Source organism: Vibrio sp. TRT 29B02, assembly GCF_050113655.1.
Classification (GTDB): domain Bacteria; phylum Pseudomonadota; class Gammaproteobacteria; order Enterobacterales; family Vibrionaceae; genus Vibrio.
Genome location: NZ_JBNJOJ010000003.1, coordinates 70532 through 87612, shown reverse-complemented (window position 1 = coordinate 87612; position 17081 = coordinate 70532). Strand labels below are relative to the sequence as shown.

Below are 17081 nucleotides of genomic sequence, written 5' to 3'. Positions count from 1 at the left end.
AAAAACGGCCCAAATTGAGGGCCGTTCGTAAGAGTATGGTTCGCTATCCAGTGCATTCCAACCACTGTAAGTGATAGGGGTTGCCCTTAAAGGGCGTTTTTTATTTAAACAACATAACTTTTAATGACGCTTCACTGTCCACATCTGCGAATTCTGGTGGATTCTCAAGACGCTCAACAAAATTCAATGTAGGCGCTTCTTCCTTCATGCCATCGATCAAGAAATCGCACGTCACTTGCGGTGAGTTTACACACGCGAGCACTTGCCCATCCTCAGCCAAGAGTTCCGGAAGTTTTCTCAAGATACGTTTGTAGTCTTTAGTTAAAGCAAAGCTACCCTTTTGGAACGACGGTGGGTCAATAATAATAAGGTCGTAACGACCCATTTTTTTGATTTTCCCCCACGAGCGGAAAATGTCGTAGCCGAGAAACTTTACCTGATTAATATTGTGACCATTGAGTTTGTGGTTCTCTCTTCCTTTCGCCAGTGAACCTTTCGACATGTCAACGTTAACCACTTGATCAGCCCCCCCCTCAATCGCTGCCACGGAGAAACCGCAAGTGTAAGCAAATAAGTTGAGTACATTTTTATGTTTGGCGTTTGCCTTTACCCAGTCACGTCCATAGCGCATATCCAAAAACAGACCCGTGTTCTGGTTGCGTCCGATATCAAGCTGGTATTTCAACTGCGACTCAAGGACAACTGGACGACTGTTTAAATCGCCAAGCAGTACTTCAGAAGGCGCGCCTTCCGCATATCGGTGCTGAATGACTATTGCTTGCCCCTGTTTATCACTCCAGAGAGCAGACTGAGCAATCTCCATCAAACCCGCTTTAAGCGCTTTTAAAAATTGATCATCAACGGTTTTGAAGATACTGACAATCAACTGGCCTTGAATCCAATCACACGTTAACTGTTCTAAACCATCAAAACGACGCCCACGGCCATGGAACAAACGTCTTACTTCATTCGGCACCATCTCTAGTTGTGTGGTCAGTTGTGCAAAGAAACACGGTAAGTGTTCAGCCTGCATCGCGATTGGTGTTATTTGTTTATCTTCGGCCATGTTAACTCCCATGGTGTAAGCCAAGATTCGATACCTTGGCTGGTCATGTGTTGATTCCATTTTTCGCCACATTCGGCTCTGTTTCGTGGATCGCATACAAACTGATAGGCTTGCTGCTGATAGTCAAAACGAAGGGCAAAAGCATGGAGATAACCCCGATCAGCACTGTTGCTAGCGTTATAAATAGGGTCACCGGCAATTGCAGACCCTAACGACTTCAGCGCCACCCTAATCTGATGGGTCTTTCCCGTGTGTGGCCGACATAAAAACAACCTTTCCCCTGCCATGCCCGCTAGAGAGAAAAACTGTGTAATAGCAGGATTATCCTGTGTGTTGACCAATTTCCAAGCCGAACGTCGTGAACGTTGCATATCACCGCTAATAAGCCCTTGCTTCTTCTTTGGTTTATTACACCCAATAGCCAGATAGAACTTTTCCACTCGACGGTCAGCAAACTGTTTACTAAGTTCACTCGCCGCACCACTGTTGCGCCCTAATAGTAGGATTCCGGAGGTCATCTTATCTAGGCGGTGGATCAAATACAGTTTGTCATCACCCGTTAGTTTGGCGACTTCTGCAAGCAACATGGTATCGCCGTCATCTTTGTGTACTGAAACATTAGGATGTTTATTGATGACGATAAAATCGGGGTGGGTATATAAAATATCAAACATATATCGGGCTCCACTTTGGACGCATGAGTATACCCATTCTCATCGTGAAAACCAGTCTAACCACCCACGCTGCAAGCCTTACGCTAAAGTTGAAGCAAAAAAAAACCTCCTTTCGGAGGTTTTTTAAGGGTGGGTAATCCGATTACAGCTTTTTAGAGAAAACCGCTGTCAGTGCGATGATACCAAGACCTAACAGCATGATTTCACCTTTGCCACTATCGAAGCCTGACTTGACACCCATGAAGGCAACAATAGCGATAGCAACTGGAATTACGTATTTAACCAAGTTGTACCATAGGCCGAATAGTGGGAATGATACTTCGCCGTCGTTAGTGATTTCTTTCTCAAGGTCTGCACGAGATAGACGCCAGCCAGCAAAGATACACACCAACATACCGCCAACCGCTAGGAAGATCTTATCGGTTAACAAGTCAAAAATATCGAATGCACCTGTACCAAATAATGTTGGACCTACACCGCCTAGAGATAGTGAAGCGAACACACATAGTGAAGCCATTACTACGCTTGAGCTAAGTACTGCTGTTGAACGCTTCATGCCTTTTTCATCGATTAGGTAAGATACAACAACTTCAAGAAGAGAAACTGAAGATGTTAGTGCTGCTACCGTTAGTGCGATGAAGAACATTAGAGCGAATAGTAGACCGATTACGCCGCCCATTTCAGCGAATAGTTGAGGTACAACAACGAACACCAAGCCAGGACCTGCTGCGGGTTCCATACCGAACGCGAACATTGCTGGGAACATCGCGACACCGGCTAGGATCGCAACACCCGTATCCATAGCCGTCACCATACCTGTCGTCTGAACTAAGTTCTCTTTTTTCTTCAGGTAAGAACCGTAGGTCATCATACAGCCCATACCAAGACTTAGTGAGAAGAATGCCTGACCTAGCGCAGCTAGAACAACATTACTGTCTACTTTTGAAAAGTCTGGCATGAATAGGAATTCTAGACCTGCCATTGCACCTGGTAGCATCAAACCTTTTACCGAGACAACGATCAGAATTAGGAATAGAAGCGGCATTAGAATCTTACCCGCTTTCTCGATACCGCCTGAAATACCCTTCATTACGATAATGATGTTGAAAGCTAGATAGATACCCATCCACATAAGTGGCTGAACAGGATCTGAGATAAAGCTACCGAAGCTATCACCGATTGCTTCAGGTGTGCTTAGTAGACCACCACCCACTTTGAAGATGTATGCGAGAGCCCAACCACCTACGACAGGGTAGAAACCCATGATCAGTAGGCCACTTAGAACCCCCATTACCCCAGTAAAGGTCCAACGACGGTCAGTCGATTTGAACGCGCCTACTGCTGATAGACCTGTCTTACGACCAATAGCGAATTCTGTAAGCATTACGCTAAAGCCGATAAAAATTACAAAAAGTAGGTAAATTGCAACGAACGCACCGCCGCCACTCTCACCTGCTGTGTAAGGAAATTTCCATATGTTGCCTAAACCAACAGCAGAACCTGCTGCGGCCATGACGAAGCCTAGTTTAGACCCCCATGTATCACGGGGCTGTGCACTTGTACTTGTAGCCATGGTTACTCCATTAAATCATGTTTTAAGTTGTGTTTGCTTCTGTTAGGCGTCTTTAAAAGTGGTTGTATAATTTTTTTTACACTTATTAAACTTGTCAGTGACGCTAACGTTGTAGCAAGTAAAACAGTTTAAGATTAAAATTGGAAGCCCGAACAGTATATTTTTCCACCATAAATGTAAAGATTGTGTTTAAATGCTGTTTTTTTCACCTATAACACCCGCCAAACACCAGATTTTACATTCACATAACATATTTGTGCTTTTCAGCATTCATTCCGTATAGTTTCTACCGCCACTAATTTGTGACTTGTCCTAGCGCGCCGTGAGCTCTAATATTGGAGTGCTATATATTACCTAGGTATCTGAATGGAAAAGTTTTATCACTTCCTGACTCTCGCTGGCATTGTCTTTTACTGGATACTCGTTGCAGGTGTAACCATTCGTGTTGTACTAAAGCGCCGAGCGGTGAGTGTGTCGCTTGCCTGGTTAATGGTTATCTACATCATTCCGGTTGTAGGTGTCGCTTGCTATTTCCTATTTGGTGAACTCAACCTCGGCCGTAAACGGGCAGAGAGAGCAAAGGAGATGTTGTCTCCCTTTGCACAATGGTTCGCCAAACTCAATGACTGCCACGCTCACTCACCCGAAAGTTTCGGCCGACATATTTACCGTATAGACGAACTGTGTAATAACCGATTAGGCTTGCCTGCATTGTCTGGCAACTCCTTGTCACTACAAAGCTCGCCCGAACAAATCCTCCATTCGGTCATCGACGATATCGAAAATGCGCAATCAAGTATTCGAATGGTTTTCTATATTTGGCATCCGGGTGGACTAGCCGACTCCGTTGCATCTGCCTTAATCAAAGCTGCCAAACGTGGTGTAAATGTGAAGCTACTGCTTGACTCCGCTGGTAGTCCACGCTTTTTCCGCAGCGAGTGGTTAAAGATGATGAACAATGCAGGTATCGAAGTCGTTCAAGCTCTAGAAGTCAGTCCATGGCGTATATTCTTACGCCGCCTCGATTTACGTCAGCATAGAAAAATCATCGTTATTGATGAAAAAATTGCCTATACGGGCTCAATGAACATGGTTGATCCAGCGTACTTCAAGCAAGATTCTGGTGTCGGTCAGTGGATTGATATTATGGTTCGTATAACGGGCCCTACCGTCAATGTGCTATCAGCAATTCACTGCTGGGATTGGGAAGTGGAAACTGGCTCTCGTCGTTTTCCTCAGTTACCAGAATGCCGCATTAACCCGAACGAACCTCAGCACCCTATTCAAGTCGTTCCGTCTGGTCCAGGGATGCCTGATCACCTAATATCCCAGGTGCTCACATTAGCAATCAATCAGGCCAATCATTCCGTTCGAATTACTACACCCTATTTTGTGCCAAGTTCTGACTTACTAGAAACACTCAAAATGACCGCTCAAAGGGGTATTAAAGTTGAGTTGATCATCCCGCATAAGAATGACTCCATCATGGTTCAGTGGGCCTCTCGTGCCTTCTACAGTGAATTGCTTAGTGCAGGGGTCGAAATTTACGAGTTTTATGGTGGTCTACTCCACACTAAGTCAGTCGTGATCGATGAACAGTTCTGCTTAGTGGGCACCGTTAATATGGACATGCGTAGTCTATGGCTAAACTTCGAACTGACATTAGCAATTGACGATGAAGCCTTTACCAAAGAGATGTTGTGGCTTCAGCAAAGCTACATCAATCAATCTCATCAGGTCGACCTCGAACAATGGCAAAAACGCACTCTTTATTCGCGCTTTTTGGAACGAGTTTTTTACCTGTTTAACCCTCTACTCTGATCCGTGCTTGATATTGACGCCTTGCCATGGTTTAAATATGGCAATGCGTTAATAGATAAGGACTTCCAATGTCAGAAAGCAAACAGACCAAGTATGTTACGGCAGGCCGCGACAAAAAATGGACTAATGGGGTTGTCAACCCACCCGTTCAACGCGCTTCAACTGTGGTCTTCGATACCGTTGCGGAAAAACACCATGCAACCGTCAACCGAGCGAACAAGACTCTCTTCTACGGTCGCCGTGGTACCAATACGCATTTTGCTTTTCAAGACGCAATGACAGAAATCGAAGGCGGCGCTGGCTGTGCGTTATACCCATGCGGTACAGCAGCGATTGCTAACGCTATTCTGTCATTTGTCGAAACAGGAGACCATATTTTGATGGTTGACACCTGTTATGAGCCGACACGCGACTACTGTGACAAGATCCTCAAGAAGATGGGAATCGAGACCACCTACTATGAGCCAACCATAGGTGAAGAGATTCGCAGCCTCATCAAACCCAATACCAAGATCCTGTTTTTGGAATCTCCAGGCTCTATCACGATGGAAGTTCAAGATGTTCCTACCCTAGCGCGTATCGCTCATGAAAATGAGATGATTGTCATGCTCGACAATACATGGGCGGCGGGAGTGAACTTTTCACCGTTTGATCACGGCGTCGATATTTCTATTCAAGCGGCGACCAAATACATTGTCGGTCACTCAGACGTGATGCTTGGAACCGCGGTAGCCAACGAGAAGCATTGGGACCAACTTCGCGAACAAAGCTACTTAATGGGTCAGTGTGTTTCTCCGGATGACGCTTACCTTGGGCTGCGTGGTATACGAACACTCGACGTTCGCATGCGCCAACACGCAGAAAACAGCCTCAAAGTGGCACAGTGGCTCCAAACAAGACCTGAAGTTGACCACGTGCGTCATCCTGCCTTGGATTCTTGCCCAGGCCACGAATTCTTTAACCGTGATTTTACCGGCGGTAACGGCCTGTTTTCGTTTGTTCTAAAAACCAGCTATCCACGTGCAACTACCGCATTACTTGATGGTATGCAGCACTTTAGTATGGGTTACTCTTGGGGTGGATTTGAGAGTTTAATCTTAGCCAACGAACCTAAAAGTTTTGAGAACCTGCGCACCGTTGCCAATCCTAATTTTGAAGGCACACTAATACGTGTACATATTGGTCTGGAAAATGTTGACGATCTTATTGCAGACCTTGAAGCTGGTTTCGCACGTTACAACGCTTTAATTCTTGAGAAAGAAGCGACGGCTTAGTTGCGAAAAAGCCGCAGCTATTGGTAAGCCTCGTTCGCGAGGCTTTTTAATACCCTGATTTTATTGATAATTAACTTAGATACTTCACCACTCACTCATAGTGCATCAAAACTGTTGTTTTTTAGCCCGTCATCACGATTTAACATCTTATTAACCACTCTCTTTTCGTATTATCATTATTTTCTTCTACGGTTAAATATCTCATCAGAGGTCATACCAGAAGGAGTTAAACTTGAAACTGCTCTACTCCCTAGTCCTTAGCTGCACGTTAGCGGTTGGACATCCCATGCTAACCAATCTCGCGCACGCGAGCGGTTACACTCAAACTCACTACCCCATTGTGCTTGTTCATGGGCTGTTTGGTTTCGATTCTCTCGCCGGAGTCGATTATTTCTACGGCATACCTCACGCATTAACCCGAGACGGTGCCACTGTTTACGTCGCACAGGTTTCCGCGACTAACAGCACCGAAGTAAGAGGCGAACAACTACTTAGTCAGGTAGAGATGGTTTTAGCGGCGACAGGTACAGCCAAGGTCAATCTAATTGGCCATAGTCACGGTGGTCCAACCGCTCGTTATGTGGCGTCAGTACGGCCTGACCTCGTCGCCTCAGTAACCAGCATTGGTGGAGTGAATAAAGGTTCGAAAGTCGCAGATTTAGTTAGGGGAACCGTTCCTGAAGATTCAGGATTAGAAGGTTTGGCGGTAAAGCTCGCTGGAGGGCTAACCACACTGATTAATCTGCTCTCTGGTGGAACAGAGTTAGACCAAGATCCCTTGGCATCACTCGAGGCATTAACCACTGAAGGCTCGCTGGCGTTCAACCAAAATCACCCATACGGAATACCAACCACGGAATGTGGCAACGGAGACTTACTCGCTGACAATGGGGTTTACTACTACTCTTGGACTGGCTCTTCCACTTTTACCAATCTTTTAGATCCTACTGACGGAGCGTTAGTCGTCCTTGGCTGGGCTTTTAGTGAACCGAATGACGGTCTGGTGGGTGCGTGCAGTACTCATTTAGGTAAGGTGATTCGTGATGATTATCGAATGAACCATCTCGATGAAATCAATGGGCTTTTAGGGATTCACCATCTATTTGAGACCGACCCGGTCACTCTGTATCGTCAGCACGCGAATCGTCTGAAACAACAAGGGTTATAAGGATTACTTGATGAAAAAGGCCGCTCTCTTTACCATTATCATCATGACTTGTGTTGGTGTAGGCGCGGTCTTTTATCCATCTCCAGATCAGCAAGCCAAGATCTCAGACGCACCGTCCCAGCAAGATGTCGCCGCTGATACTGCCACGACAAAGCACTTCTTCGATTATTCATTGAGCAGCTTAGGGGAACAAAGCCTCGAAGAAATCACACAAAGAGTCAGTCAGAATGCTTCCACAGAGTTGGAGTCCACTCAACAACAAGCACTATTCTCACTCTACCTAGAATACAAACAGGCACTCACTGAACTTGAGCCATTAGAATCACAATCGATTACCGCGATCGATTTCGAACAATTGCACCTGCGTATTCTCGAGTTGCAACAGCAATTTTTTTCTCAATCACAAATTGACCTATTGTTCTCTGAGGAAAATCTTTTACGCGAATTGGCAATCAACAAGATGAAACTCCTTCATGACGATTTAGATAGCCAACAACAATTGAGTATAATTGAACAACAACTTGCAGATATGCCAGAGTACATTCAGACCGCAGAAATAAACAACCAACTGATCACAGTGCTTACTTCAATGTCAGCACTTGATACCCAAGCAAAGCATCTAGCCCGTGTTGAGCGAGTCGGTTCTGAAGCGGCCGCACGTCTTGAAACGCTCGATTTAGAGCGTGAAAGATTCCAAACAACGCTAGATTCCTATTTGCAGCAAAGGGAAGAGATTCTGACAGCCTCCTTCCTTTCAGAACAGGATAGAATCGAGCAAATCGCCCTCCTTAGAAAGCAAAGCTTCGATCCTATTCAACTGAAACGGGTTCAGGCACTGGAAAGGATTCATGATCAACAGCATTAATGTAACCATTGCTAACGGGATTTTTGGGGACAGTTAACTAGATGATCATCCACCATGCCTACCGCCTGCATAAAGGCATAGCAGATCGTCTCACCAACAAACTTAAACCCCTTTTTCTTGAGAAATTTGCTCATCGCTTTTGACTGTTCAGTAGAGACAGGCACATCACTCATCTCGGTCCAGTGATTGACGATGGGCTGTCCATCAACAAACTGCCACAATGCATCAGAAAGGCTGCCATACTCTTCCTTTAGGGCCAATGCGGCACGGGCATTACCGAATACCGAGGTGATCTTGCCACGATGTTTAACCACATCAAAATTCTCAATGATGCGTTCTACTTCCGATTCATCATATTGAGCGAGGGTTTCTAGATGGTAGTTTTCAAAAGCTGCACGATAGCCTGCTCTTTTTTTCAAAATAGTAATCCAACTTAGGCCGGCTTGCGCCCCTTCTAAAGTGATGAACTCAAATAACACGGTGTCGTCGTAAACAGGCACTCCCCACTCAGCGTCATGATAATTACGTTCAAGTTCATGGTTCATCGCCCATGCACAGGTTGTCTCCTTGCTCATTCCTTTTCTCCCTAAAAAAACAAACGCCCCCAACAGAGTCAGGGGCGCTTTTGTATTCAACCCGTTAGTTTGGCACTTTGACTTTGTGGAATAGACGATACAACACTGGTACGACAATAAGTGTCAGTACAGTTGCAAACCCTAAACCAAACATAATCGTCACCGCCATCGGCTTAAAGAAGATATCAGGTAAAAGAGGAATCATACCCAATATCGTGGTAATCGCCGCCATACATACAGGTCGCACACGGCTAAGTGCCGCATCTACGACCGCAACGTATGGATCTTTACCCGAATGCATCTCTATCTCAATTTGGTCAAGCAAGACGATACCGTTTTTCAGCAACATGCCGGACAAACTGAGGAAACCCAGCAAGGCCATAAAGCCAAACGGAGTATTAAGTGCCAGTAAGCCCGTGGTTACCCCAATAATGGCTAACGGTACAGTCAACCACACTATCAGTGGTTCTTTGACCGAGTTAAATAGGAACACGGTGACCAAGAACATGAACAGGTAACCCATTGGCATGGTAGTGAACAAAGATGCCTGTGCTTCACCAGAAGACTCGTATTCACCGCCCCATTCCAAAGAATAACCTGGTGGCAATTCAATAGCTTCTATCTGCGGCATTAGACGTTTCTGCAACGTCGCGGCTGTCTCTTCACCAAGTATGTCAGGGTCGGCCATTACCGTCAGCATACGTTTACGATTCTTACGCACAATAATCGGGTCTTCCCAGCGTAAGTCGTAACCCATAGTGACTTGTTGTAATGGAATGTACTCACCGAGTGCAGGACTCCATATCTTCATTCCTTCAATGTTACGGATATCGACTCGCTCATCTTCAGGTAAACGTGCCACGATCGGCATTAGCGTTGTTCCGTCTCGGTAGACACCTATCGATTTACCCGAGAACGACATTGCGAGGAATTCATCCACGTCTGATTTAGTGATGCCGTAACGTCGCGCCTGACTTTCGTTAAACTGAGGTTCAAGTACCTTAGTACGCTCACGCCAGTCATGACGAATGTTCGTCGCACCTGGGTCTGCATGCATGATGTCCGAAACTTGCTGCGCAATACCACGTAATACGGTCGGGTCAGAGCCAATGATTCTTGCTTCAATTTTTGCACCACCACCAGGACCTAACTCAATTTGTTTCAGCTTGTAGTTAATTTCTGGGAAGTTGTCTTCAAGGTGCTGCCTAAATTGCGTCATCAAATTTGCTAACTGCTCATAGCTGGCGACCCTAGTTGTAATCTCACCATAACCTGCGTAACTTTTTTCCGGCGCGTAGGTCAGCATAAAGCGCTGTAAGCCTTTACCTGCAGTCGTCGTAACGTGCTCAACGCCATCTTGGCTCGATAACCATGACTCTAACGCTTTTAGCTTGGTGTTAGTCGCTCGAATATCAGTCCCTTCAGGTAACCAAACATCGGTTTGGAAGATTGGCGTCGTCGACGATGGGAAGAATGATTGCTTAACTTGAGTAAATCCTGCGATGCTCGCTGCCAGACCAAGTATTAGAACCCCAACGGTCAGCCATGCTCGCTTCATACAGAACTCAAGGAAGCCTTTGTACATAACAAAGATCATGCCGTTGTATGGATCGCTCTCTTCACCTTCTTGCTTGAACTTTTGTCCCTTAAAGAAGATATCAGCAAAGAATGGTGTTAATGAGATTGCGGTAAACCAGCTTAGCATCAACGATATCAACAGTACGGTAAACAAAGTGCCACAGTATTCACCTGTTGCATCTTCAGATAAACCGATTGGTGCGAAAGCCGTCACAGCAATAACCGTAGCCCCTAGTAGTGGCCACTTAGTCTGAGTCACAATGTCGGTTGCCGCTTGCAACCTCGTTCGACCTTTCTGGGTTCCTATCAATATCCCTTCGACCACCACAATGGCATTGTCCACCAGCATACCCAAAGCGATAACCAGTGCACCAAGAGAAATCCTTTGCAAATCAATCGCGAAATACTTCATGAAGATAAAGGTGCCAAGTACCGTCAATAACAGAATCAATCCGATCAACAGACCTGAGCGCAACCCCATGAAGAAAAGCAGTACGATAATTACAATCGCCACCGCTTGACCAAGACTCACAACAAATCCACTCACCGATTTGTCGACTTCTTTTGGCTGACTGTATATCTCTGCAATATCGACACCCACAGGCTGCTGATATTTTAGCTCCGCTAAGCGGCGGTCGAAACGCTTACCAACTTCAACTACATTCACCCCTTGAGCAAAAGAGACCCCAAGGTTCAGCGCCAACTTGCCGTTAAAGGTAATAATATTACTTGGTACTTCGACATAACCACGTTTGATATCCGCGACGTCTTTCAAGTAAATCAAACCTTGAGCACCACTTTCGGTCAGAATCAAATCGCCCAACTGATCCACATTCTGGAACTCACCAGTCGGATGAATACGAATGTACTCATCACCAATTCTGATCGCACCGGCATCTGATACAACGTTTTGCGTCGCCAGTAAGTTGAACACCGTATTAGGAGACAAACCAAGACTGCTCATTCGCTTCATCGAGATTTCGATGAACACCTGCTCTTGTTGCTGTCCTGAAACGGAAATCTTGCTCACGCCATCGATAAGTTCCAAGTCTCGTCTTAGATAGTCGACATAATCGAGTAGCTCTTTATAACTGTATCCATCTCCCGTTACGGCCAGCAAAATACCATAAACGTCTCCAAAATCATCGATGACTTGCGGAGCATTGACGCCCGGTGGTAACTGCCCTTTCAAGTCATTCACTTTACGGCGCAGTTCATCCCAAATCTGAGGCAAATCATCAGGGCCATAGTTGTTTTTCATTGTCACGGTGATCTGCGACAACCCTCGGCTCGATATAGAATTGACTTCATCTACGTAGGTGAGTTGCTGAATGGCTTTCTCTAGCGGATAAGTCACTTCTTCTTCAACTTGCTGAGGTGTCGCGCCCGGATATGAGGTGACAACCATGGCATCTTTGATAGTAAAAGCGGGATCTTCTAACTGCCCCAATCCAAAAAATGCCGCTGTACCACCAATCAGAAATATCAGTGATATCATCCAACTGATAACACGGTTGCGAATAAAGTACGCCGCTATGCCGGTAATCTTGTCATCATCCTGAGGCAAGTTATTATTCACTTCACTCATTGCCTGCCTCCTGTTTAACCACTTGAACTTGCATTCCTTCTCTCAATCTCGACAGACCCGCAACCACCACGGTTTGATCTTGGCTTAAGCCATCTAAGATCTGGATTAGATCTTTACTAGCCTTACCTACAATCACTTGCTGCTTGGTCACTGTGCTATCCGAATTTAAGCGCCATACATATTTGTTCTCTTTATCCAGATCATCGCCATCCCCATTGAAAATGGCTTCAATTGGAATTTGAACCCCGAGGTTGAGCTTTAGACCGACATTCTCACCTTTCGATGTCACTTCCACAGGCATACCATCAAGAATGTACTCCTTTTCCGGCATTGGCATTGATAATGTCACCGTGAAGGTGCCAGTGGCAGGATCTGGCTCAGTGGTGAACTCTTTGATCTGAGCTGAATATTGATTACCACTCGGTACTTTTACGACCGCCTGAATTTTTGACAAGGTAGCCTGATTCGGCTGATTTGTATAAAGACGGTCAGGCAACTGAATCAGCACTTCAACACTGTCGACACTATGGATGTTGACCACTTGCTGCCCAACTTGAATGTTTTCAAACTGATCGGCATTGACACGAGAGATGATGCCATCCACCGGAGCATGAAGCTTGGTAAAGGACAAGCGTAGTTTAGCAAGTTCGAGCTCTGCGTAAGCGATTTGACGATTTGCCGCTATTTCATCGAACTGCGACTTAGCTAACAAGCCCTTATCAACTAACGGTTTAGAACGCTTGTATTGACTATCCACTACACTATAACGCGCCGAAGCATTGTCGACTGCAAGTTGGTAATCCGTTGGGTCTAACTCTGCAATTAAGTCACCCTGTTTTAATTGGTCACCTTCTTTAACATAGAGCCGACTAATTTCACCCGCGACACGAAAACTGAGATGTGAACGCTCAGCCGCATTTGCGACCGCTGGAAAGTAGAGTCTATCCTCAACAACAGACTGACTAGACAGATCAACGACTTTCACTTTAGGTGTACCAAAATCGACATACTGCGGTTCACCACCACATCCAGCCAACATGACTAAAGATGCGAGAGGACCGAGACATAACCACTGTTTCATCTTACAACCCTCGCTCTTTAATCCACTCGCGGACTTTGACACCCGCCTCAATACCACTGACACCAGACACAATAATTTGGTCACCTTCACTGAGGCCACTTTGCACCTGAAGTTTGTCGTTTATCTCGACATGGGCTTGAGAAACGATACCTTGGGAGTCAACACGCCAAACATACGTTTTTCCGTCTTGCTCCATTAACGCGGATTGAGGTATTTGAGTGGCGCCGGTGGATTCAACGGCAACGTGCACTGAACCTGCCATACCTGGCAGAATACCCACATCCTTAGGCCGTTCCATCACCATAGTGACTTTATATGATCCCGTTTTGGTGTCAGCTTCGGTATCCACTTCCTGAAACACTAAATCATATTGATTATTAGGGAAGGCATCGAAGGTCATGGTTGCGGTTAAATTTACCCCACTAGCAAACTTATTGAGCAAGTGATCGGGTAATTGGAAAATCACCTTCATTAGCTGGTTGGTCTGAACATTCATTACACCCTGTTTGGCGGCCATATACTCATGATTTTCCGCAGCAATAAGCGAGATAGTGCCATCATAAGGTGCAACCAGCTTGGTGTATCTGAGATTCGCACGGGCCTGCTCTAGCGTCGCTTTAGCAGAATTATGGTTAGCTTTGGCTTGATCAAAGTCTTGCTCTGAAACGACTTTATCTTCACGCAGCTTTTTATAACGCTGATATTGAACATCCGCTAAACGAAACTGGGCTTCGGCCTGCTTGGCGAGTAATGTGTACTCATCTGGATTGAGTGATGCCAGTACATCCCCTTTTTTCACCATCTGCCCCGCTAGGACATCGATGGATTGCATTTGACCGGGCACTCTAAACGCCAGCACTGCTTTATCACCGGCTTCTGACGTGGCAGGAAAATCACGTTCAAATTGGGCATTGCCGACAGAAACAGTAAATAATTTAGCAGGTCTGGATTCTGGTTCAGGGACAGGAGGGAGTTCCTTACCACAACCGCTTAGTGCCGAGGTTATGGCAAGCAACAACAAAGATTTATGCATGAGTCAATCATCCGTTTGTAGCTATTAGTTACAAAGATAGATGAATGATAACGCGACTTCCACAGCACTTGAGGTAAATTATTATGAAAATTAATAATTTGCCTTGATATGAGTATGGAGTCGCACTTTTGAACAATAGAACTATAAAGCCTTAAACTCTCTATCGACTTTAAAGGCATCTGAAGTGACATACGCTTCAATGTCACGGATTTGTGTTTCGAGCTGAGACAAATCCTTATCAATGGTATTAAGCAAAGAATCCGGCGTTTGCCCTTGCTGCCATGGTTTGTTTTTTAACTTATGCTCCTGCTGAGCCTTTATTGTCTCAACATAGTTCGCTGGCTGCTTTTCTATCATTAATGTCATCGCGACATAGGCGAGCAAAACTAAAAAACTCCCACCAAGCAGCGCCGCAGAAATGACCAGAATACGTACCAACCAAACTTCCAACGAAAAATAGTTGGCGAGACCCGCACATACCCCTGTAATTTTGCCATTTACCGTATCACGATATAGTTCTTTGCTACTCATAACGACGCCTCCAAGTTGGAGATTCTGCATCTAAAATGCGTTCTAGCGTTTCGACTCGTTTGTGCATTTTTTCTGCTTTATCGGAGAGTTGCTCTAGACGCTGAAGGTCTTCACTCGACAACCCTGTGCTTGCATTCTTCTTGCTGCGGTAATGAAGAAATAACCATAAAGGTGCAACAAAAATCAGAAAAACAATCAATGGCCCAGCAATAAGAAATGACGACATACAATAACTCCTTAGTAAAGGCAGATTGTTGGAACAAACCAGACTATCTGCCTATTTAAATTAACAAAACAAACCGAGAATTACTTTTTCTCTTCCATCTGCTGTTTGAGTTTTTGTAGCTCTTTCTCAATTTCGTCTTCGGCTTGCAACTCAGCAAACTCTTGATCCAAGGATTTGGCATTGCCCGTTTTAGCATAGAGATCCGCTTCGGCTTCCATCTCATCGATCTTGCGCGAGTACTGTTCAAACTTGGCCATTGCTTCACTGGTACGCGCCGTGTGAAGATGCTTTTGCACATCGCGACGATTTGAAGCCGTTTGGCTGCGAATCGCTAACGCCTGCTGCTTAGCGCGAGTTTCGGTAATTTTAGTTTCGAGTTTGCCGATTTCGCCAGTCAGCTTATCAATCGTCTCTTCCACTAATGTCTGTTCAGTGTGAAGACCTTTAAGAAGGTCTTGCAGCTTCTGTTTTTCAATCAGAGCCGCTCTCGCTAAATCTTCACGCTGCTTGGTTAGCGCAAGCGTTGCTTTTTGCTGCCACTCATTGATTGTGTCTTCAATAGACTCAACTTTGCGCGCCAATTCTTTCTTATCAGCAATCGCTTTCGCTGAATTGGTACGCACTTCAACTAGCGTATCTTCCATTTCCTGAATGATAAGGCGAATCATCTTTTCTGGATCTTCAGCTTTATCCAATAGAGCACTGATGTTTGAATTTACGATGTCTGCGAATCGAGAGAAAATACCCATAGCTAGGCTCCTTATTACAGTTAGCGAGAACCGATCTTCATCGGCTCAACAAAATACCTTGGTTCTAGTTCTATATAACAAATTACATGCCAAAAAAATAAACATTACAAATCAGTTATTTATAAAAACATACCAATACATACCATATCGATGTATGCTGAATTTAACCAACTATTGGTAAATTTCGCCACGGAGTCGCAGCATGCAGCAAAATCTCATCGGGGAATCCCCTGCTTTCCTATCGGTACTCGACAAAGTCTCGAAGCTGGCCGCCATAGAACGACCAGTATTAATTATTGGCGAGCGAGGTACGGGTAAAGAGCTGATTGCGCAGCGCCTACATTATTTGTCTAAACGTTGGGATCAGCCACTTATCTCACTCAACTGTTCGACGCTTAGCGAAGGTCTCATCGATTCAGAGCTATTTGGTCATGAACAGGGCTCATTTACTGGTTCAAAAGGCAGACATAAAGGGCGATTTGAACGTGCAGAAAATGGAACACTATTTCTTGATGAACTTGCCACCGCTCCACTACTGGTGCAGGAAAAACTCTTGCGTGTTATTGAGTATGGGCAGTATGAACGTGTAGGGGGACATCAGTTGCTTAACGCCAATGTGCGTTTAGTTTGTGCAACCAATGCTAACCTTCCTCAAATGGCAGAGAGTGGTGATTTTCGTGCTGACTTGCTCGACAGACTCGCGTTTGATGTCATTCATTTGCCTCCTCTGCGAGAAAGGCAAGAAGATATCTTACTGCTGGCAGAATATTATGCGATTAAGATGTGCCGTGAATTGGGCTATGAGTACTTTGTTGGCTTTTCCGCCCAAGCAGAGAAAAGCCTTCTCCATTACCATTGGCCAGGTAATGTTCGTGAACTGAAAAATGTCATTGAACGGGCCGTATACCAGCATGGTCAACAACAAGATCCGATCGACACCCTTGTCTTCGACCCTTTTCAATCTGGCTGGCAAACAACAGATTCTAGTGTGCAAGATGACGATATCTCTCCGGCTCACACGTTCACGTTCCCGCTCGACTACAAGCTGTGGCAAGAGCAGCAAGATCAACTCATTCTGACTGAAGCATTGAAACAGAGTCAGTTCAATCAACGGAAAGCCGCAGAAATGCTCGGGCTGAGCTACCATCAATTGAGAGGGATGGTTCGTAAGTACGACCTAACAAACCTCAATTAACCTTGCAAAACTGTACTTTTGCTTTGGTTACTGATTGTATTTAGTGGTAAATTATTAGGATCTTAAGGCATAATGATCAGTTCC

Annotated in this window: 15 protein-coding genes; 5 read left to right on the top strand and 10 right to left on the bottom strand. The window is 45.3% G+C overall.

Translation table 11 applies throughout. The features are described 5' to 3' along the window. Positions 1-100: 100 nt before the first annotated feature. From ACQEXT_RS02870 to ACQEXT_RS02860, 3 genes are all read right to left on the bottom strand, one after another. Positions 101-1033 (bottom strand): class I SAM-dependent methyltransferase, encoded by a 933-nt coding sequence (locus ACQEXT_RS02870; RefSeq protein ID WP_426950669.1) that lies wholly within the window; start codon positions 1031-1033, stop codon positions 101-103. 11 nt (positions 1034-1044) lie between these two features. After that, positions 1045-1740, bottom strand: coding sequence for a TIGR01621 family pseudouridine synthase (locus ACQEXT_RS02865; RefSeq protein ID WP_426950552.1), 696 nt, complete (start codon positions 1738-1740; stop codon positions 1045-1047). Positions 1741-1882: 142 nt separating this feature from the next. Next, the gene (locus ACQEXT_RS02860) at positions 1883-3313 is read right to left on the bottom strand and encodes a sodium-dependent transporter (RefSeq protein WP_426950551.1); all 1431 of its coding nucleotides are present in this window, start codon (positions 3311-3313) and stop codon (positions 1883-1885) included. Positions 3314-3679: 366 nt separating this feature from the next. Between ACQEXT_RS02860 and cls the strand changes: the two genes are divergently transcribed. From cls to ACQEXT_RS02840, 4 genes are all read left to right on the top strand, one after another. Continuing rightward, positions 3680-5134 (top strand): cardiolipin synthase, encoded by a 1455-nt coding sequence (cls, locus tag ACQEXT_RS02855; RefSeq protein ID WP_426950549.1) that lies wholly within the window; start codon positions 3680-3682, stop codon positions 5132-5134. Positions 5135-5202: 68 nt separating this feature from the next. Beyond that, entirely contained in the window at positions 5203-6408 is a 1206-nt protein-coding gene (locus ACQEXT_RS02850; protein ID WP_426950548.1) for a cystathionine beta-lyase, read from the top strand. Between the two features lie 232 nt (positions 6409-6640). Further along, a complete protein-coding gene (locus ACQEXT_RS02845) occupies positions 6641-7576 on the top strand; it encodes a lipase family alpha/beta hydrolase (RefSeq protein WP_426950546.1) in 936 nt (311 codons plus the stop codon). 10 nt (positions 7577-7586) lie between these two features. Continuing rightward, positions 7587-8441, top strand: a complete 855-nt coding sequence (locus tag ACQEXT_RS02840; protein ID WP_426950545.1) for a lipase secretion chaperone — start codon at positions 7587-7589, stop codon at positions 8439-8441. Positions 8442-8452: 11 nt separating this feature from the next. Here the strand turns inward: ACQEXT_RS02840 and ACQEXT_RS02835 are convergent, their stop codons facing one another. The 7 genes from ACQEXT_RS02835 to pspA all read right to left on the bottom strand — a co-directional run bounded on the left by ACQEXT_RS02835 (position 8453) and on the right by pspA (position 15802). After that, positions 8453-9016 carry a DNA-3-methyladenine glycosylase I gene (locus ACQEXT_RS02835; protein ID WP_426950543.1) on the bottom strand — a complete coding sequence of 188 codons (564 nt, stop codon included), beginning with the start codon at positions 9014-9016 and terminating at the stop codon, positions 8453-8455. A 64-nt stretch (positions 9017-9080) separates the two neighbouring features. After that, a complete protein-coding gene (locus tag ACQEXT_RS02830; RefSeq protein ID WP_426950542.1) occupies positions 9081-12182 on the bottom strand; it encodes an efflux RND transporter permease subunit in 3102 nt (1033 codons plus the stop codon). Next, positions 12175-13263, bottom strand: coding sequence for an efflux RND transporter periplasmic adaptor subunit (locus ACQEXT_RS02825; protein ID WP_138970330.1), 1089 nt, complete (start codon positions 13261-13263; stop codon positions 12175-12177). Before ACQEXT_RS02825 ends, ACQEXT_RS02830 begins: the two co-directional genes overlap by 8 nt. 1 nt (position 13264) lies before the next feature. Beyond that, positions 13265-14296 (bottom strand): efflux RND transporter periplasmic adaptor subunit, encoded by a 1032-nt coding sequence (locus tag ACQEXT_RS02820; RefSeq protein WP_426950541.1) that lies wholly within the window; start codon positions 14294-14296, stop codon positions 13265-13267. A gap of 141 nt (positions 14297-14437) precedes the next feature. Next, positions 14438-14857, bottom strand: a complete 420-nt coding sequence (pspC, locus tag ACQEXT_RS02815) for an envelope stress response membrane protein PspC (RefSeq protein WP_171052107.1) — start codon at positions 14855-14857, stop codon at positions 14438-14440. Further along, entirely contained in the window at positions 14820-15053 is a 234-nt protein-coding gene (gene pspB, locus ACQEXT_RS02810; protein WP_138970327.1) for an envelope stress response membrane protein PspB, read from the bottom strand. The genes pspC and pspB overlap by 38 nt, the downstream gene beginning before the upstream one ends. An 80-nt stretch (positions 15054-15133) precedes the next feature. After that, the gene (pspA, locus tag ACQEXT_RS02805; RefSeq protein ID WP_138970326.1) at positions 15134-15802 is read right to left on the bottom strand and encodes a phage shock protein PspA; all 669 of its coding nucleotides are present in this window, start codon (positions 15800-15802) and stop codon (positions 15134-15136) included. A gap of 202 nt (positions 15803-16004) precedes the next feature. On the opposite strand from pspA, the gene pspF reads away from it, so the two are divergent. Next, complete coding sequence (pspF, locus tag ACQEXT_RS02800; RefSeq protein ID WP_426950540.1) at positions 16005-16997, top strand: phage shock protein operon transcriptional activator; 993 nt, start codon at positions 16005-16007, stop codon at positions 16995-16997. Positions 16998-17081 lie beyond the last annotated feature (84 nt).